General features: G+C 76.1%; 18 protein-coding genes and 1 pseudogene. 12 read left to right on the top strand and 7 right to left on the bottom strand.

Annotated elements, in window-relative coordinates; genetic code table 11:
• The 12 genes and pseudogenes from ABD879_RS28120 to hypF form a co-directional block, all read left to right on the top strand.
• Positions 1-2,136: pseudogene (locus ABD879_RS28120) on the top strand (hypothetical protein); the annotation flags it as partial.
• A 470-nt stretch (positions 2,137-2,606) separates the two neighbouring features.
• Complete coding sequence (locus ABD879_RS28115) at positions 2,607-2,966, top strand: hypothetical protein (RefSeq protein WP_345024676.1); 360 nt, start codon at positions 2,607-2,609, stop codon at positions 2,964-2,966.
• Positions 2,963-3,826 (top strand): class II fructose-bisphosphate aldolase, encoded by an 864-nt coding sequence (locus ABD879_RS28110; protein ID WP_345024675.1) that lies wholly within the window; start codon positions 2,963-2,965, stop codon positions 3,824-3,826. The genes ABD879_RS28115 and ABD879_RS28110 overlap by 4 nt, the downstream gene beginning before the upstream one ends.
• A 214-nt stretch (positions 3,827-4,040) precedes the next feature.
• Positions 4,041-4,859, top strand: a complete 819-nt coding sequence (locus ABD879_RS28105) for an NUDIX hydrolase (RefSeq protein ID WP_345024673.1) — start codon at positions 4,041-4,043, stop codon at positions 4,857-4,859.
• The gene (locus tag ABD879_RS28100) at positions 4,856-5,887 is read left to right on the top strand and encodes a molecular chaperone DnaJ (protein WP_345024672.1); all 1,032 of its coding nucleotides are present in this window, start codon (positions 4,856-4,858) and stop codon (positions 5,885-5,887) included. Before ABD879_RS28105 ends, ABD879_RS28100 begins: the two co-directional genes overlap by 4 nt.
• A 41-nt stretch (positions 5,888-5,928) precedes the next feature.
• Complete coding sequence (locus tag ABD879_RS28095; protein ID WP_345024671.1) at positions 5,929-6,897, top strand: hypothetical protein; 969 nt, start codon at positions 5,929-5,931, stop codon at positions 6,895-6,897.
• 19 nt (positions 6,898-6,916) lie between these two features.
• The gene (locus ABD879_RS28090) at positions 6,917-8,191 is read left to right on the top strand and encodes an adenylosuccinate synthetase (protein ID WP_345024670.1); all 1,275 of its coding nucleotides are present in this window, start codon (positions 6,917-6,919) and stop codon (positions 8,189-8,191) included.
• Positions 8,192-8,589: 398 nt separating this feature from the next.
• Complete coding sequence (locus ABD879_RS28085) at positions 8,590-8,970, top strand: helix-turn-helix transcriptional regulator (RefSeq protein WP_345024668.1); 381 nt, start codon at positions 8,590-8,592, stop codon at positions 8,968-8,970.
• Positions 8,971-8,984: 14 nt separating this feature from the next.
• Positions 8,985-9,653: a D-sedoheptulose-7-phosphate isomerase gene (locus ABD879_RS28080; protein WP_345024667.1), complete on the top strand. Its 669-nt coding sequence runs from the start codon at positions 8,985-8,987 to the stop codon at positions 9,651-9,653.
• A complete protein-coding gene (locus ABD879_RS28075; protein ID WP_345024666.1) occupies positions 9,643-9,870 on the top strand; it encodes a HypC/HybG/HupF family hydrogenase formation chaperone in 228 nt (75 codons plus the stop codon). The genes ABD879_RS28080 and ABD879_RS28075 overlap by 11 nt, the downstream gene beginning before the upstream one ends.
• Positions 9,867-10,532 (top strand): D-sedoheptulose-7-phosphate isomerase, encoded by a 666-nt coding sequence (locus tag ABD879_RS28070; protein ID WP_345024665.1) that lies wholly within the window; start codon positions 9,867-9,869, stop codon positions 10,530-10,532. Before ABD879_RS28075 ends, ABD879_RS28070 begins: the two co-directional genes overlap by 4 nt.
• The gene (hypF, locus tag ABD879_RS28065) at positions 10,529-12,838 is read left to right on the top strand and encodes a carbamoyltransferase HypF (protein WP_345024664.1); all 2,310 of its coding nucleotides are present in this window, start codon (positions 10,529-10,531) and stop codon (positions 12,836-12,838) included. Before ABD879_RS28070 ends, hypF begins: the two co-directional genes overlap by 4 nt.
• Before the next feature lie 50 nt (positions 12,839-12,888).
• Here hypF and hypE read toward each other — a convergent pair whose 3' ends face one another.
• The 7 genes from hypE to ABD879_RS28030 all read right to left on the bottom strand — a co-directional run.
• Complete coding sequence (hypE, locus tag ABD879_RS28060) at positions 12,889-13,992, bottom strand: hydrogenase expression/formation protein HypE (RefSeq protein WP_345024663.1); 1,104 nt, start codon at positions 13,990-13,992, stop codon at positions 12,889-12,891.
• Positions 13,989-15,116 (bottom strand): hydrogenase formation protein HypD, encoded by a 1,128-nt coding sequence (gene hypD / locus ABD879_RS28055; protein ID WP_345024662.1) that lies wholly within the window; start codon positions 15,114-15,116, stop codon positions 13,989-13,991. The genes hypE and hypD overlap by 4 nt, the downstream gene beginning before the upstream one ends.
• An 89-nt stretch (positions 15,117-15,205) precedes the next feature.
• Positions 15,206-15,478, bottom strand: coding sequence for a HypC/HybG/HupF family hydrogenase formation chaperone (locus ABD879_RS28050; protein ID WP_345024661.1), 273 nt, complete (start codon positions 15,476-15,478; stop codon positions 15,206-15,208).
• 15 nt (positions 15,479-15,493) lie between these two features.
• Entirely contained in the window at positions 15,494-15,640 is a 147-nt protein-coding gene (locus ABD879_RS28045; protein ID WP_345024660.1) for a hypothetical protein, read from the bottom strand.
• A gap of 61 nt (positions 15,641-15,701) precedes the next feature.
• Positions 15,702-15,911, bottom strand: a complete 210-nt coding sequence (locus ABD879_RS28040; protein ID WP_345024659.1) for a hypothetical protein — start codon at positions 15,909-15,911, stop codon at positions 15,702-15,704.
• A 15-nt stretch (positions 15,912-15,926) separates the two neighbouring features.
• Positions 15,927-16,559: a DUF5947 family protein gene (locus tag ABD879_RS28035; protein ID WP_345024658.1), complete on the bottom strand. Its 633-nt coding sequence runs from the start codon at positions 16,557-16,559 to the stop codon at positions 15,927-15,929.
• A partial coding sequence (locus ABD879_RS28030) for a NifU family protein (protein ID WP_345024657.1) occupies positions 16,556-17,181 on the bottom strand: 626 nt, incomplete at its 5' end. The genes ABD879_RS28030 and ABD879_RS28035, both read right to left, overlap by 4 nt.

The raw sequence follows: 17,181 nt of genomic DNA, 5'->3' as shown, positions 1-17,181 counted from the left end.
GTCGCCGACCCCCGCGTCGCCGGCGGCGTGGCCGCGGTGGCGCAGTGGGCCGCGCGGGTGCTGGCGCGCCGCGAGGAGCTGTCGCGGCGGGTGGCGGTGGTCCGCTCCGGTGCGCTGGTGCGGCCGCCCGCCGAGACCCCCGACGCGCACCTGCTGCCCGCGTTGCGCGGCCTGATCCTCGGCAATGTGCCGCACGATCCGACCCGGCAGCCCGCCTTGGTCACCGCCGTCGCCGCCGACGGCGCCTACCTGGCCGGCCGGGCCGACGAACAGGTGCGCTGGCTGAGCCGGCCCGCGCCCGCCGAGGACTGGACGGTGCTGCTCGGCCGCATCGCCGGCGACGCCTGGCGGCTGCTGGCCGCGCCGACCCACGACCAGGATCGCGCCGCCCTCGCCGGGCTGCTGCGCACCTGGGCCGAGCAGCCGTTCGCCCGGCCCGGCCGGTGGCGGATCGGCCGGGCCGCCGGCGCGCGGCTGCGGCCGCTGTGCGAGTCCGGGCGGGCCGTCGTGCCCGGATCGGCCGCCGACGCCCTCGACCCGGACCGCTCCTACCGCTTCGTCCAGCCAGCCGCCGCGCCGCCGCCAGCCGGCGCCGAGGTCGTCGAGACCGGCGCCGTCGCCCGCGACGACGCGTCCCGGCTGCGGCGCGTGCTGGACCTGCTGGACGAACGCGGCCCGCTGCCGCTCGACGAGGCGGCGGTCGAGGCGTTCCGCCGCCGCACCGGCGTGCGGCGCTCCATGGCCGCGCTGGCGCTGGCGGGACTGCCGAGGAAGGCCGACCTCGGCAGCGACCTGCTGTCGCGCGCCGAGGAGCACGAGAAGATGCTGCGCGCCAAGCCCTACCAGGCCACCAAGCAGGGCGTCGAGGAGGCCGAGGAGCTGTCCCGCGAGCTCGGCGTGGCCGGGCGGCTGCGGGTGCTGGCCGCCGCGGTGCCCGACGACCCCGCCGACCTGTGGGCCGACGGCGGCCTTGTCGCCGCCGCCGAGCGCATGGCCGCCGAGTGGATCCGGCTGCTGGGCGTCCGGCAGAGCGTCGACGAGGCCACGGCCGCGCAACTGGAGAAGGACCTGGGGCTGGGCGACCAGTGGGCCGCCGTCCTCGCCGACCCCGCGGGCTCGGAGGTGGCGGCCGCCGACCCCCGGTACGTCCTGGCGGCGTCCGGCCACGGCCGCATCGAGGCGCACGAACCGGACGAGGACGGCCGGATCACCTACCGCACCCGCAGGCAGGGCCGGCCGTACACGACGCTGGCCACCGTGCTGATCTGGGCGCTGACCCAGCGCCCGGTCGGCGACCCCGCGCTGGCCGGGGTGCCCGAACTGCACGACCGGCTGCGCGCCCGGCTCGACAACCCCGACCTGTTCCTGACGCTCGACCTGGTGTACGTGGGGGCGAGCCGGGAGGAGAAGCGGGAGCTGTTCGGCCCCCGCACCATCGCGGTCCGGCCCGCCGAGGACGCCAAGAACGACCGTGCGCGCGAGCCGCTGGCCTACGACGACGGCCTGCTCATCATCGACGGCCACACCGGCGTGCAATGGCCGCTCCTGCGGCCCGCCGGGTTCGCCGACCCGGCCGCGATGGAGCGCATCACCCGGCTGTGCGCCGACCGCGACCTGCCCGACCTGCTGCGGCAGGTCCGGCAGTACAAGGTGATGTACGACGACGGTTTGGCCCGCATGGTGGCCCGCGCCGCCGACACCCCGGTGCCGCCCGGCGGCTACGAGGCCAACCCGCTGCTGAGCGTCCCCGACCTGGTGGACGAGGCGGCCGAGGCGCTGCGGGCCAGCCGGGACGCGGCCGCCCTGTACCTGCAGCTGCTCACGCTGCCCCGGCCGACCGACCGCAACGTGCGCACCTGGAACGGCTGGACGGCGGCCCGGCACAAGGCCGCCCAGGCGGAGCTGGTGGAACGCGGGGCGGTCGTGCAGGAAAAGCGCCCGCGCGCCGGACGCAGCGTGTTCATCCCCGGCGGCTGGACCGTGCTGAAGGCCCCGCACCTGCCGCTGGAGACCTACAAGCTCGACCTGCACCTGGCCGCGGTGAACGACCGCAAGGAGGTCGTCGCGCCCGTCACGCGGCTCATGCCGCCCAAACCGCTGCACGAGATGTTCGCCGACGCCTGGCACGGCCGCTGACGCCCCGCCGGTCATCCGGGCGGCTCGTCCTCGGGCGCCCGGCCCTGGGCGGCACTTGACGCCGCCCAGGGCCGGCCCCGCCGACCAGGCACCGTTCGATCGCCGCGAACAGGACCACCACGGGCGCGCTCGCCATGAGCGATGCGGCGAACAGGTGGCGAACAGCGGCGTCCGGGCCGAGGAGCCGGGGCCGCCCCGCCCTCCGGTGAGCACTGCGCCGACTTTTCACGTGATGCCCGACCTCTCGTCGGGTCGTCCGTCCAAGACCGGCGTGCCCCGGTGGCAGCGTGGTTGCTCTTTGCGCGGCCCTTGCACTTCACGGACTCTTGACGATCCACGCCCCGTCCCTGGCACCCGGCGGGCGGGGCAGGTGCACTGTGACAAGGGGGCCGCTGGACATTTCCGCGACTTCATGCGCAGTATCACGCATGTACGCACAGTAGTCGTCCGTGCGGGGGGAGGGGCGACGCATGAGCGGGGCCGTGAGCCGCACCGAGGCCGAGACAGCCGGCCGGCCCGACAGTTGGCGGCGCGCCATCGAGCTCGCCCGGCGGGCGGACGGCCCGGCCCGCGCGTGGCTGCTGCGGCCCGGCGAGCGCGTCGCCGTCGCCGGGTGCGGCACGTCGTGGTTCATGGCGCAGTCGTACGCGGCGCTGCGCGAGGGCGCCGGGGCCGCCGAGCCCGCGCCGCCGCCCGCGGTCGTCGCCGCCCGCCTGGGGGACGAGGCGGGCTGCGCCGGCGCGGGCCCGTCGGCCTGGGCCTCGGCCGGCGCCCGGCGCCGCCCGGCGTGCGGCGCGGTGCGGGCCGAGCCGAAGGGGGGACGGCCGTGACGCTCGTCGGAGCGGGGGAGATCGTCGGGCGGGCCCGGCGCGCCGGTCGCGGGGCGGCGGCGTTCGACGTCGTGCAGATCGAGCACGCGCAGGCCGCCGTGGCGGGCGCCGAACGCGCCGACGCCCCGGTCATCCTGCAGATCAGCGAGAACACGGCCCGCTACCACGGCGCGCTGCGGCCCGTCGGCGCGGCCGTCCTGGAGGTCGCCGCGGCCGCCCGCGTGCCGGCGGCCGTCCACCTGGACCACGCCACCGGCCCCGGCCTGGTGGACACGGCGGTCGACCTGGGGTTCGGCTCGGTGATGTACGACGCGTCGGCGCTGGAGCACGACCGCAACGTCGCGGCCACCGCCGAGATCGCCGCCCGCTGCCACGCGCGCGGCGTGTGGGTGGAGGCCGGGCTCGGCGAGATCGGCGGCACGGACGGCGTGCACGACCCCGCGGCGCGCACCGACCCCGGCGAGGCCGCCGCGTACGTCGCCGCCACCGGCGTGGACGCGCTGGCGGTCGCGGTCGGCACGTCGCATGCGGTGCCCACCCGGACCGCGGTGCTCGACCTCGGCCGGATCGCCGCGCTGCGCGCCGCCGTGCCCGTGCCGCTGGTGCTGCACGGCTCCTCGGGCGTGCCCGACGAGGGGCTGGCGCAGGCGGTCGCGGCGGGCATCACCAAGGTCAACGTCGCCACCCGGCTCAACCAGGTCTACACGCGGGCGGTCCGCGAGCGCCTGGCGGCCGAGCCGGAGGCGGTCGATCCGCGGCGCTACGTCGCCTCCGCCCGCGACGCCGTGGCCGGGGAGGTGGAGCATCTGCTCGGCGTGCTGGGCGCCGCCGATGTGATGCGCACGGCCCGGTGGGGCTGAGGAGGACGCCGTGGCGGGGAGGCCGGCGCTGCCGGCGTCGTGTGCCGCCGGGACCCTCGAGGCCGGCGCGGCCGAGGCGCGCCGCCTGCTGCTGCGGGAGCTGACCGGCTGAACCCGTCCGCGCCGATTCCGGAGTGGACGTGCGGCGGAATGTCCGCTATGTTGTTCTCGACTTGAGATGGACTCAGTTTGAGAATGACTGGAGGGCGGTGCGATGGCCGGGCCGGACGAGCAGGACGAGCGGGCGTTCCTGGAGAGCTACGACCCGCGGGCCTTCGACCCGGTCGCGGTGACGGTCGACGTGGTCGCGCTCACCATCCGCGACGGCGCCCTGCACGTGCTGCTGGTGCGGCGCGGCGAGCCCCCCTTCGCGGGGATGTGGGCGCTGCCCGGCGGGTTCTTGCGCGGCGTCCGCGACGCCGAGGACCTGCCCGAGGCGGCGGTGCGGGAGCTGGCCGAGGAGACCGGCGTGTCCGCCGCGGACGGCCCGCTCGAGCGCGTCCACCTGGAGCAGCTCGGCACCTACGGCGCCCCCGGCCGCGACCCGCGCATGCGCGTCGTCTCGGTCGCCTACCTGGCGTTCGCGCCCGAGCTGCCCGACCCCGAGGCGGGCGGCGACGCGGCCGACGCGGCGTGGACGCCGGTGGACGCGCTCGGCCTGACCGAGGCGGGGGACCAGCGTCCGGGCACCACCCGCAGGCTCGCCTTCGACCACGCGCGGATCGTGTCCGACGGGCTGGAGCGGGCCCGGTCCAAGCTGGAGTACACGCCCCTGGCCACCGCGTTCTGCGCCGCCGAGTTCACCATCCCCGAGCTGCGCGCGGTGTACGAGGCGGTGTGGGGCGAGGAGCTGCACGCGGGCAACTTCCACCGCAAGGTCCTGTCGGTCCCCGGCTTCGTGGAGAGCACCGGCGGCACCGCCGACAGGGGCGGGCGGCGCGGCGGCCCGCGCCCCCGGCTCTACCGGGCGGGCGACGCGCGCCTGCTGCATCCGGCGCTGCTGCGGCCCAGCCGGGAGGAGGAGATCCGATGACGACGCTCGACCTCGACGAGGCGCTGGCGCTGCTCGACCGCGCCCGCACCCCCGCCGAACTGTTCGGCGACGACCCCGCCGAAGCGCCCCGCGTCTACCGGCGCCTGGCCCGCGTGCTGCACCCGGACGCCGCAGGCGGCCGCACCGAGGACGCGTTCGCCCGGCTCAACGCGCTCTGGCGCGGCTACCGCGGGGCCGACCCGCACACGATCACCACGCCGCGGCACGCCTACCGGCTGCTCGGCCGCGCGGCGCGCGGCGACCTGGCCGACCTCTACCGCGCCCACGACGAGACGGCCGGCCTGCGGGACGGCGAGGTGCTCGTCAAGATGCCGCGGGACCCGGGCGACAGCGACCTGATCGAACGCGAGGCGGTGGCGCTGCGCACGCTGCGCGAGGAGGGGGACCGCCGGTTCCGCCCGTACGCGCCGACGCTGGTCGCGACGTTCCGGCACCAGGACGCGGCCACCGGGGCGCGCCGCCGCGTCAACGTGATCGGCCGGCTCGCCGGCTTCCACAGCCTGGCCGAGGTGCGGGCGGCCCACCCCGGCGGGGTGGACCCGCGCGACGCCGCCTGGATGTGGCGGCGGCTGCTGGTCGCGCTGGGGTTCGCGCACCGCGCGGGCGTGCTGCACGGCGCGGTGCTCCCCGAGCACGTGCTCATCCACCCCGAGCAGCACGGCCTGGTCCTCGTCGACTGGTGCTACTCGGTGACCGCCGGGCACGCCGCCGGCGGCCGCGTGCCCGCGATGGTGGACCGCTACGCCGACTGGTACCCGCCGGAGGTCCCGGCGCGCCGGGCGGCCGGCCCCGCCACCGACATCCACATGGCGACCGGGTGCATGACCCACCTGATGGGCGACCGCGCGCCCAAGGCGATGCGGCTGTTCGCCCGGGGCTGCCGGCTGCCCGCCCAGAACCGCCGCCCCGGCGACGCCTGGCGGCTGCTGGCCGAACTGGACGAGCTGCTGGAGCGCCTGTACGGCCCGCGCAGGTTCCGCCCGTTCGCGATGCCCCCCGCCCGTTGACAGTCCCCGCGCACCGAGAGCCCGAACGAGAGGGAGTACCCATGGGAAGCGGACGCTGGTCCACCGACGTCTACGCCGCCGCAGCCGAATACCGCAAGGCCACGGGCGCCAGCGCCTTCGCCTACAGCGACAGCGGCGCCACCACCGTCCACCCCGACCTCGACCCGTCCGGGGTCGTCGTCCGGGAGAGCCGCGACTCCGACGAGCACCCCGAGTCCCTGGCGATCGCGGTGCTGTTCGATGTCACCGGCTCGATGCGCAGGGTGCCCCGCACGCTGCAGACGCGGCTGCCCGACCTGCTCGGCCTGCTGCTGCGCAAGGGGTACGTCGAGCACCCGCAGATCATGTTCGGCGCCATCGGCGACGCCACCTGCGACCGGGCCCCGCTGCAGATCGGCCAGTTCGAGTCCGACAACCGCATGGACGACGACCTCGGCAAGATCCTGCTGGAGGGCGGGGGCGGCGGCCAGATGACCGAGTCCTACGAGCTGGCCATGTACTTCATGGCCCGGCACACCGCCCTGGACTGCGTGGAGAAGCGCGGCAAGCGCGGCTACCTGTTCATCATCGGCGACGAGCTGGCCTACCCGGCGGTCAAGCGCGCCGAGGTCGCCCGGCTGATCGGGCGGGCGCCGAAGGAGGACGTCCCCGTCGCCGACATCGTCCGGGAGCTGCAGCGCAAGTTCGAGGTGTTCTTCATCATCCCCGAGGGCGGCTACCACGCCGGCGACCCCAGGCTGCGCGACTTCTGGCAGGACCTGCTCGGCCAGAACGTGCTGTACCTGGACGACCCGGCCGCCGTCTGCGAGACGATCGCGCTGACCATCGGGCTCGGCGAGGACGCCATCGACCTGCGGCAGGGCCTGGACCACCTGGAGGAGTTCGGCTCGACCGCCGGCCCCTCGGTGTCGCGCGCCCTGGCCCGCCTCGACGCCTCCCGGGCCCCGGCCGCGGTATCGTCCGCGCCCGCCGATCTGGGCACCGGCCCGGCCCGCCACACCCGCCTGTGACACCGGAGGGCGGCAGGCGATGCGGCACGTGATCGTGGCCGACCTCGGGTTCGGCGACGCGGGCAAGGGCACCGTCGTGGACTGGCTCTGCGCACGGGGGCCGGAGCCGGTCCACGCGGTGGTGCGGTTCAACGGGGGCGCGCAGGCGGCGCACAACGTCGTCGCCCCGGACGGGCGGCACCACACCTTCGCCCAGTTCGGCTCGGGGACCTTCACGCCGGGGGTGCGGACGCACCTGTCGCGCTTCATGCTCGTGGACCCCCTGGCGCTGGCCGCCGAGGCGGCGCGGCTGCGGGCGCTGGGGGTCCCCGACGCGCTCGACCGGCTGACCGTCGACCGCGACGCGCTGCTGACCACGCCCTACCACCGGGCCGCCAACCGGGCGCGGGAGACCGCCCGGGGCGCGGCCCGGCACGGCTCCTGCGGCATGGGCATCGGCGAGACCGCCGCGTACGCCCTGTCCCACGCCGACGCACCCCGCGCGGGGGACTGCCTGTCGCCCGCGCGGCTGCGCCGGCGCCTGGCCGCGGTGCGCGACTGGTACCGCGACCAGTTCCCCGGCGGTGAGCCGGTGCCCGACGTCGCGGACTGCGCGGACGCGTTCGCCGCGTTCGGTGAACGCGTCCGCCTCGTCGGGGGCGAGCACCTGCACCGGCTGCTGCGCACCGGGAACGTCGTGTTCGAGGGCGCCCAGGGGGTGCTGCTGGACGAGTGGCACGGCTTCCACCCCTACACCACCTGGTCGACGACGACGTTCGCCAACGCCGAGACGCTGCTCGCCGAGGCCGGCGGCCAGGACGCCGTCCGCCTGGGCGTGCTGCGGGCCTACGCGACGCGGCACGGCCCCGGCCCGTTCGTCACCGAGGACCCCGCGCTGACGGCCGAACTGCCCGACCCGCACAACGGCACGGGCCGCTGGCAGGGCGCGTTCCGCGTCGGGCACCTGGACGCGGTCGCCCTCCGGTACGCCCGCGACGTGACCGGCGGGGTCGACGCGGTCGCCGTCACCCACCTGGACGTCGCCCGCGCCCGCTCCGACCTGCTGTGCTGCCGCGCGTACGACATCGGGGGGCGGCGCGTGGACCGGCTGCCCGCGGGCCCGGCGGGCGACCTCGACCGCCAGGCGGCGCTCACCCGGCGGCTGATGACCGCCCGTCCCGTCTACACGCCCCTGGCCGACCCCGTGGCGGCCGTCGAGGAGATCCTGGAAGCGCCCGTGGTGCTGCGGTCCTACGGCCCCACCGCCGCCGACAAGGAGAGCGCCCTCGCGGCGTCCGCCGCCGCCCCGCGCTGAAAAAACAGAAAAGACGCGCGGCAAAAGACCTGTGAGGCGCTCTCCCTGCGCCGGCATTGTCCGGTTCAGGTTCAAGGGGTCGCCGCAACCGCTTCCGCGGTCCCAGCCTCTCAGCCTTTCCGTCGGTTCTTCCGCTGGATCTCTCCTTCGGAGAACCTTCGGTCCAGCTCCCTCGCTCGTCTCACAGGCCTGTATCCAATATCGCGCGGCAGGTGATCCGGCACCAGGGGCCGGTGGGTGTTTTTGCGAGACGCCGAACCACTCTTTGCCGGAATCGGCGTATGCGGCGCCCCGCCGCCCGCACCGAAAAAAGAGATGACGCTGAGATAACGGCCGGGTGCGCAGGGTAGACGGTCAGCGACCCGAAGCCGGCGAGGTGGCGGGGGAGGAGAGCAGTGGTGGACGGCGGCGAGGCGCGTGGCCTGCTCCACCCCTTCCTGCTGCTGCTGATCTGCGAGCAGCCGGGGCACGGCTACGAGCTCATCGACCGGCTCGGCTGCCTGGGCGTATCCGGGGTGGAGCCCGGCCACGCCTACCGGGTGCTGCGCAACCTGGAGCGCGAGCGCCTGGTCACGTCCACCTGGGTCACCTCCGACGCCGGGCCCGCCCGCCGCCGCTACGAGCTGACCCGGCAGGGGCACGCCGACCTGGAGGCGTGGATGACCCGCCTGGCGCGGCTGCGCGAGGTGCTCGACTCCTGCCTGCTGCGGTGGAGCACGGCCGGCCAGGCGCCGCCCGGGTCGCCGAACGGGCGGTACGGGTCGTACACGGTCTCGTGAGCAGGGAGGGGAGCATGCGGATGGCCGAGGGACGGCCGGCGGCGCCCGCGGTCCGGGCCTCGTTCGAGCGCCGCCCCGGGCCCGGCCGGGCGCTGGACGGGCAGGCCGACGGCGTCGCGCGCGCCTGCCGGGACATGGCGGAGCGCTTCCGCGGCGGCGGCAGGCTGATCGTGTTCGGCAGCGACGGCGCGGCGGCCGACGCCCAGCACATCGCCGTGGAGTTCGTCCACCCGGTCATCGTGGGCAAGCGGGCGCTGCCCGCGGTGTCGCTGACCGACGACGCCGCGGCACTGACCGGGATCGCGGCGGCCGAGGGGCCGGAGGAGGTGTTCGCCGCGCAGGTGCGGCTGCTGGGCGCCCCGCACGACATCGCGCTCGGCCTGTCGGCCGACGGCCGGTGCCCCGAGGTCCGCCGCGGGCTGGCGGCCGCCCGCGGCCTCGGCATGCTGACGGTCGCGCTGGCCGGCGCCGGCGGGGGAGACGTCGCCGCGGAAGCCGACCACCCGCTGACCACCCCCTGCGACGACCCGTGCGTGGTGAAGGAGATGCACGTGACGCTGTACCACCTGCTCTGGGAGCTGGTGCACGTGTTCCTGGAGCACCCCGCGACGGCGGAGCGGAGCGATGGACACGGCGACGGACACGGTGATGGGCAAGGCGGTGGACACGGCGATGGGCACTGACGCCGACGGGCCGCGCTGCCGCGACGAGGTCTGCGTGACCTGCTCCGACCGCGCCGTCCCCGTCAGGATCCGCGAGCTGCTGGGCGACGGGCTCGCCGTCGCCGACACCGACGCCGGCCCGGAGGAGATCAGCGTGGCGCTGGTGGACGCCGGGCCGGGAGACGTCGTGCTCGTCCACGCCAAGGAGGCCATCGCCGTCGTGGAGGACGCGCCATGACCGTGCCGGACGACACCGGGATGCGGACGCTCTACCCCTTCCTGTACTCGGGCGGCGCCGGCGCCGGCGCCCTGCTGGCGGACGCGGCCCGCTCGGCCGCCGAGAAGACCGCCGAGATCGCCGAACTGCGCGCCCTGCTGGCCGGACGGCACGGCGAGGCGCTGCTGGACTGCGCCCGCCGGCTGGCGGAGGCGTTCCGGGCCGGCGGCAGGCTGCTGACGTTCGGCAACGGCGGCAGCAGCACCGACGCGCTGGCGGTGGCGCGGCTGTTCGCCTGCCCGCCGCCGCCCGCGCGGCCGCTGCCGGCCATCTCGCTGCCGCACGACGTGGCCACGCTGACCGCGCTGTCCAACGACGTCGGGTTCGAGGTCGTCTTCGCGCGCCGGCTCGCCGCCCTGGGCCGCCGCGGCGACATCGCCCTGGGCCTGTCCACCAGCGGCGGCTCGCGCAACCTGCTGCGCGCCTTCGAGGAGGCCGCCGGACGCGGCATGGTCACGGTCGGCCTCGCCGGATACGACGGGGGCGCGATGGCCGAGGCCGGGACCGTCCGGCACCTGTTCGTCGTGCCGTCGTCGTCGGTGCACCGCATCCAGGAGGCCCAGACCACCCTCTACCACGTGCTGTGGGAGCTGACCCGGCGGGCGCTGGAGGGGGACCTGTGACCTCGGCCGCCGACCCGGTGCCGCGCACGCGGATCCGCATCCGCGTCGAGGGGATCGTCCAGGGGGTCGGGTTCCGGCCGTTCGTGCACGAACTCGCGGACGAGCACGGCATCGCCGGCTTCGTCGGCAACGACTCGGCCGGCGTGTTCGCCGAGGCGGAAGGGGCCCCTTCGGCGCTGGAGCGGTTCGTGGCCGACCTGGAGCGGCGGGCCCCGCCCCTGGCGCGGGTCGAACGGGTCGTCACCGAGCCGCGCGAGCCGCGCGGGGAACGCGGGTTCCGCATCGTCGCCAGCGTCGGCGGCGCCGCCCGGCAGGCGCTCGTGCCGCCCGACGCGGCGACGTGCGCCGCCTGCGTCCGCGAGGTCTTCGACCCGTCCGCGCGGCGGCACCGCTACGCGTTCACCAACTGCACCGACTGCGGGCCGCGGTTCACGATCGTCACGGACGTGCCGTACGACCGGGGCAACACCACCATGGCCGCGTTCCCCATGTGCGGCGACTGCGCGCGCGAGTACGCCGACCCGCGCGACCGCCGCTTCCACGCCCAGCCGGTGTGCTGCCCGGCGTGCGGGCCCGCGCTGCGCCTCCTCGGGCCGGACGGCCGGGCGGCGGCGGTGGCGGACCCCGTCGGGACCGCCGCGCGCTGGCTGCTGCGCGGCAGGGTCCTGGCGGTCAAGGGGCTCGGCGGATACCACCTGGCCGCGCTCGCCGGGCACGAGGAGGCGGTGGCGGCGCTGCGCGCCCGCAAGCACCGCGAGGACAAGCCGTTCGCGGTGGCGGCGACGGCCGCGGCCGACGCCCACGCCCTCGTCCACCTGGAGCCCGAGGCCGAGCGGCTGCTGACCGGCGCCCGCGCCCCGATCGTGCTGGCGCCCCGCCGGGCCGGCGCTGGGGTCGCCGCCGCGGTGGCGCCCGGCAGCCGCTGGCTGGGGGTCATGCTGCCGTACACGCCGCTGCACCATCTGCTGCTGCGGCGGGTCGCCCGGCCCGTCGTGCTGACCAGCGGCAACCGGTCCGACGAGCCGATCGCCCACCGCGACGACGACGCCGTGGCCGGGCTGGCGGGCATCGCCGACGGGTTCCTGCTGCACGACCGGCCGATCCACGTGCGCACCGACGACTCGGTGGTGCGGGTGTTCCGCGGGCGGCCCTACCCGGTGCGCCGCTCCCGCGGGTACGCGCCGTCGCCGGTGACCGTGCGCGGCCGGTTCCCGCGGCCCGTGCTGGCCTGCGGCGCCGAACTGAAGAACACCTTCTGCGTGGCCAAGGGCGACCGGGCGTTCCTGTCCCACCACATCGGCGACCTGGAGAACTACGAGACGCTGCGCTCCTACGTCGAGGGCATCGCGCATTTCCGCCGGGTGTTCGACGTCCGGCCGGAGGTGGTGGCGCACGACCTGCACCCGGAGTACCTGTCCACCAAGTACGCGCTGGAGCAGGCCGACGCGGAGCCGGTCGGCGTGCAGCACCACCACGCGCACATCGCGTCCTGCCTGGCTGACAACGGGGTGTGCGGCCCGGTGATCGGCGTGGCGTTCGACGGGCTCGGCTACGGCGACGACGGCGTGCTGTGGGGCGGCGAGCTGCTCGTCGCCGACCTGGCCGGGTACGAGCGGGCCGGGCACCTGGCGGCCGTGCCCATGCCCGGCGGGGCCGCGGCGGTCCGCGAGCCGTGGCGCATGGCCGCCGCCTACCTGGACGCCCTCTACGGCGGCGACCTGCCCGACCTGGACGTCGTCCGGCGGCACCGCGACCGCTGGGCGGCGGTCGCCGCGATGGCGCGCACGGGCACCAACGCCCCGCTCACCACCAGCGCCGGGCGGCTGTTCGACGCGGTGTCGGCCATCGCGGGCGTGCGCGACGCGGTCACCTACGAGGGGCAGGCCGCCGTCGAACTGGAGCAGCGGGTGTACCTCGGCGAGCACGGCGCCTACCGGGCCGGGCTGGCCGAGCGGCCGCGGCTGGTGATCTCCGGGCACGATCTGGTGCGGGCCGCGGTCGACGACCTGGCGGCCGGGGCGGACGCCGGGCGCGTCGCCGCCCGGTTCCACAACGGCCTGGCGCGCGCCGTCGCCGACGCCGCCGACGTGCTGCGGCAGCGGACCGGCCTTCGCACGGTCGCGCTGTCCGGCGGGGTCTTCCAGAACCTGGTGCTGCTCGAACGGGTGGTGTCCGGGCTGGAGGAGGCCGGGTTCGCGGTGCTCGTCCACTCCCGCGTGCCGCCCAACGACGGCGGGATCTCCCTAGGCCAGGCCGTCGTGGCCGCCGCCCGCGACCGCCGCGCGCCCCTGAACCGCGCCCCATGAACTGCGCCCCCTGCGCTGCGGCTCCTCTGGGCCTTTGACCGGCGGGGCCGCTAGCAGATCCGCGGGAGCGGGTCGCCGACGAGCATGTCGATGATCCGGGTCCCGCCGATGGACGTCTCCAGCAGCACCAGGCCGGCCGGCTCGTCCTCGACGCGCCCCACCACCGCCGCGTCCGCGCCGAGGGGGTGCGAACGCAGCGCCTCCAGGGCGGCGTCGGCGCGGTCGCCGTCGACCACCGCGACGAACCGGCCCTCGCACGCCACGTACAGCGGGTCGATGCCCAGCAGCTCGCACGCGCCGTTCACCACCGGCCGCACCGGCAGCGCCGGCTCCCGCAGCACGAACGCCGCGCCGGCCGCCCGCGCCACCTCGTTGAGGACCGTGGCGACCCCGCCCCGGGTGGCGTCGCGCAGCATCCGCACCCCGCCGGGCACCGCGTCCAGCAGCGCCGCGACCGGGCCGTGCAGCGGCGCGGTGTCGGACGCCAGCTCGGCCTCGATCTCCAGCTCGCCCCGCGCGACCATGATCGTGACACCGTGCTCGCCGATCGGCCCGGACACCAGCACGGCGTCGCCGGGCCGCACCTGCGCCGGCCCCAGCGCCGCGTCCCGCTCCAGCACGCCGACGCCCGCGGTGGTCACATAGCAGCCGTCCGCCTTGCCGCGCTCCACCACCTTGGTGTCGCCGGTGACGACGGCGACGCCCGCGCGTTCGGCCGCCGCGGCCATGGACGCGGCGATCCGCCGCAGGTCGTCGACGGGGAACCCCTCCTCCAGGATGAAGCCCGCCGACAGGTACAGCGGCCGCGCCCCGCACATCGCCAGGTCGTTGACGGTCCCGTTCACCGCCAGGTCGCCGATGTCGCCGCCGGGGAAGAACAGCGGCGACACCACGAACGAGTCGGTGGTGAAGGCGAGCCGGCCGGAGCCGACGGCCAGCACGGCGCCGTCGCCCAGCGGCTCCAGCGCCGGGTTGCGGAAGTGCTCCACGAACAGCGCCTCGACCAGCGTCTGCGTCGCCTTGCCGCCCGCGCCGTGCGCCAGCGTGATGTTCTTCTCCCGCACCCGGGGGCGGTGCCGCCGTACGCGCTCGATGCGTTCGAGCACCTGCTGCTCCCGCGACGGGTGCGCCGTGCCCGGCTCGCCCACGCTCATGCCGGCGACACCTCCTGCGCGCGGCGCCGCGTGAACCGCCCGAAGTTGTAGTAAGCGGCGCAGGCCCCCTCCGACGACACCATGCACGTGCCGATCGGCGTCTCGGGCGTGCACGCGGTGCCGAACACCTTGCACTCCCACGGTTTGAGCACGCCCTTGAGCACCTCGCCGCACTGGCACGCCTTCGGATCGGCCACCCGCACCCCCGGCACCCGGAAGATCCGCTCGGCGTCGTGGGCGGCGTAGGCGTCCCGCAGGCGCAGCGCCGAGTGGGAGATGAACCCCAGGCCGCGCCACTCGAAGTGCGGCCGCGGCTCCATCACCTCGGCGATCGCGCGCAGCGCGCGGGGGTTGCCGTCCCACGGGACGACCCGGCCGTACTGGTTCTCCACCTCGGCCCGCCCCTCGGCGAGCTGCTCCAGCAGCATGGCGACCGACTGCAGCACGTCCAGCGGCTCGAAGCCCGCGCACACCAGCGGCTTGCCGTGCTCGCGGGCGATGAACTCGTACGGGCGGCAGCCGATCACCGTGGACACGTGCCCGGGGCCGATGAAGCCGTCCAGCCGCAGGTCCGGCGAGTCCAGGATCGCCTTGATCGCCGGGATGATCGTCACGTGGTTGCAGAAGACCGAGAAGTTGGCCACGCCCTCGCGGGCCGCGCGCAGCACGGTCATCGCCGTGGACGGCGCCGTGGTCTCGAACCCGACCGCCAGGAACACCACGCGCCGGTCGGGATTGCGCCGGGCCAGCGCCAGCGCGTCCAGCGGCGAGTACACCATCCGGATGTCGGCGCCCTCGGCCTTGGCGTCCAGGAACGAGCCGCGCCCGCCCGGCACCCGCATCATGTCGCCGAACGACGTCATGATCACATCGGGGTGGCGGGCGATGGCGATGGCGTCGTCCACCCGGCCCATGGGGATCACGCAGACCGGGCATCCCGGGCCGTGCACCAGCGTCACGTTCTCCGGAAGGTGGTCCTCCAGGCCGTGCCGGTAGATGGTGTGCGTGTGGCCGCCGCACACCTCCATGAACTTGTAGCGCCGTCCCGGCTCGCACAGCGCGGCGATCCGCGCGGCCACCGCCCGCGCCCTGCCCGCGTCGCGGTACTCGTCGACGAACCGCATGTCGTCAGCCGCCTCGTCTCAGGTGATGTCGGACGTCCAGGTGGTGTCCGGCGTCCAGGTGATGTCGGATGTCAGGTGATGTCGGACGTCTAGGTGATGTCTGATTCGGTGAGCGCCGCCACCTCGTCGGTGTAGGCCTGGCCGAGTCCGTCGAGCAGGGCCAGCGTCGCCGCCGCCTCCGCCTCGTCGATCTTGGACATGGCGAAGCCGACGTGCACGAGCACCCAGTCGCCGGGGCGCACCTCGTCCTCGCCCAGCAGCCCGATGCTGATGGCGCGGCGGACGCCCGCCACCTCGACCCGGGCCAGGTCGGTCCGGTCCGGCAGGATCTCCACGATCTCACCGGGGATGCCGAGACACATCCGCCGCCCCTCCGCTCACATCCGCGCCATCTTGTAGTAGCGCCGCATCGCCGGGAACTCCTTCCACAGCAGTGCGAGCAGCCCGATGCCGCCCAGGACGGCCAGCCGCGTCCACGGCCGCCCCGCCTCCCGCGCGTCCCGTCGTTCGTAGCGTCGCCGCATGGCCCTGCTCCCTCCTCGTCCGCGGGCGCCCCCGCGCCCGCCTCGCCGCCCGCACGCCGCCTCAGCCCGGCGGCAGGTTCGGCATGACCGGCAGGATCGGCTCGTGCCGCTTGGGGTTCACCCCGGTCGAGCGCCGCGCGTCGGCGGTGCCGTCCAGATGGTGCCCCGTCTGCCTCCTGTAGGCGCCCTTCTTGTTGCCCTGGTTCACCCGCTTGGTGTGCGCGGGCGCGTCGGGCTTGACGTCCGGTTTGCCCACTCGGATCGCTGCCATCGTCGTCGCCTCCTCTCAGGTCGCCGCGGCGCGGTGGCGGTGCGCGCCGCGGGGTCCGCCGCGCCCGGCGAGCCCGGCGAAGAACCGGTCGATCTCCGGCCAGACCTCCCGTCCGCCCGACAGCCCCTTCCAGGAGCCGCGGACGACGGCCACCAGCCGGTAGCACTCGTCGATGGGGACGAGCCACTGCTCGTCGGCGCCGCGCACGGTGTTGACCAGCAGGGCCTCCACGGCGGGGCGCATCGACCGCAGCGGCTCGCACGCCTCGGCGACCCGCCGCCACCGGCCGGGGTCCACCTCGCAGCGGGTGGCGCCCGCCGGGCTCGGGTAGTGCGCTCGGACGGCGCCGTCGGTCCCGCGGACGAAGAACGCCAGCCCCACCGGGACGCCCAGCTCGGCCGCCGGCACCCCGCTCAGCCGGACCCGCCGGTCCGGGACCAGCAGGTAGTGGCCGCGGCCCGCCGCCTCCCGCTCGAACAGCAGCCCGCATGCCCGGCACGCGCACAGCAGGTGGTCCTGCCGCTCGTCGAGCAGGTGGGCGTGCGCGTCGGGGACGCCGGCGCCGCACAGGTCGCAGCGCTCGCCGGAGCCGCGGCCGAGGCCGTCCGCCCGCCGCCTGATCGCCCGCTGGAGCGCACCGGCCGTCACGTCGCCCCCTCCCGGGGAGCGCGGCGGGTGCGCAGCAGCGCCTCGACGGGCACGAACGCCGCCGGCGCTCCGGCGCGCCCGCCGCCGGCGGAGCCGTCCGCGGCCGGGCCGTCCGGGCCGGAGGGGACCTGCTCGACCGCCGACACCTCCGGCACCGCCGCCAGCACGGCGTCCCTGACCGCCGTCTCCAGCGTCCGCGCCGACGACGCGCACGACCCGCAGCCGCCGGTCAGGCGCACCCGGGCCACCCCGCCGTCGACACCGCTCAGCTCGACGTCCCCGCCGTGCGACCGCAGGTAGGGGCGCACCCGCTCCAGCGCTCCCCGCACCCGCTGCTCGACGGACGCCGGATGCAGGCCGTGCAGGGCCAGCAGGTGGCCGACCAGCTCGTCGTCGGCGAGCGCGGCGGCCGGTCCGGGCCCGGTGCGGTCCAGGATGCGGGCGAGCGCCTCCCCGTACACCTCGGTGAGCACCGCCACGGCGTCCAGCGCCGCCTCGGCGGTCGGCCCCGGCGTCTGCTCCAGTCGCGCCAGCAGCCGTTCCAGCAGGGCCCGGCCCCGCGCTTCCGCCGCGCCGCCCCGCCGCCGCTGCCCCGGACCGCCGTCCGCGGTCGGCCCGTCCG

It is taken from the genome of Actinomadura keratinilytica, from assembly GCF_039539665.1.
Lineage (GTDB): Bacteria > Actinomycetota > Actinomycetes > Streptosporangiales > Streptosporangiaceae > Spirillospora > Spirillospora keratinilytica.
The sequence above is the reverse complement of the archived record's forward strand: the minus strand, read 5'-3'. Positions and strand labels throughout refer to the sequence as shown.

What these genes read in the sequence shown, in the direction of transcription:
- hypD (WP_345024662.1), bottom strand. Translation starts at nt 15,116, where the DNA reads ATGCGGTTCGTCGACGAGTACCGCGACGCGGGCAGGGCGCGGGCGGTG.
- ABD879_RS28075 (WP_345024666.1), top strand. Translation starts at nt 9,643, where the DNA reads ATGGGCACTGACGCCGACGGGCCGCGCTGCCGCGACGAGGTCTGCGTG.
- ABD879_RS28090 (WP_345024670.1), top strand. Translation starts at nt 6,917, where the DNA reads ATGCGGCACGTGATCGTGGCCGACCTCGGGTTCGGCGACGCGGGCAAG.
- ABD879_RS28070 (WP_345024665.1), top strand. Translation starts at nt 9,867, where the DNA reads ATGACCGTGCCGGACGACACCGGGATGCGGACGCTCTACCCCTTCCTG.
- ABD879_RS28050 (WP_345024661.1), bottom strand. Translation starts at nt 15,478, where the DNA reads ATGTGTCTCGGCATCCCCGGTGAGATCGTGGAGATCCTGCCGGACCGG.
- ABD879_RS28100 (WP_345024672.1), top strand. Translation starts at nt 4,856, where the DNA reads ATGACGACGCTCGACCTCGACGAGGCGCTGGCGCTGCTCGACCGCGCC.
- ABD879_RS28040 (WP_345024659.1), bottom strand. Translation starts at nt 15,911, where the DNA reads ATGGCAGCGATCCGAGTGGGCAAACCGGACGTCAAGCCCGACGCGCCC.
- ABD879_RS28105 (WP_345024673.1), top strand. Translation starts at nt 4,041, where the DNA reads ATGGCCGGGCCGGACGAGCAGGACGAGCGGGCGTTCCTGGAGAGCTAC.
- ABD879_RS28115 (WP_345024676.1), top strand. Translation starts at nt 2,607, where the DNA reads ATGAGCGGGGCCGTGAGCCGCACCGAGGCCGAGACAGCCGGCCGGCCC.
- ABD879_RS28080 (WP_345024667.1), top strand. Translation starts at nt 8,985, where the DNA reads ATGCGGATGGCCGAGGGACGGCCGGCGGCGCCCGCGGTCCGGGCCTCG.
- hypE (WP_345024663.1), bottom strand. Translation starts at nt 13,992, where the DNA reads ATGAGCGTGGGCGAGCCGGGCACGGCGCACCCGTCGCGGGAGCAGCAG.
- ABD879_RS28095 (WP_345024671.1), top strand. Translation starts at nt 5,929, where the DNA reads ATGGGAAGCGGACGCTGGTCCACCGACGTCTACGCCGCCGCAGCCGAA.
- ABD879_RS28045 (WP_345024660.1), bottom strand. Translation starts at nt 15,640, where the DNA reads ATGCGGCGACGCTACGAACGACGGGACGCGCGGGAGGCGGGGCGGCCG.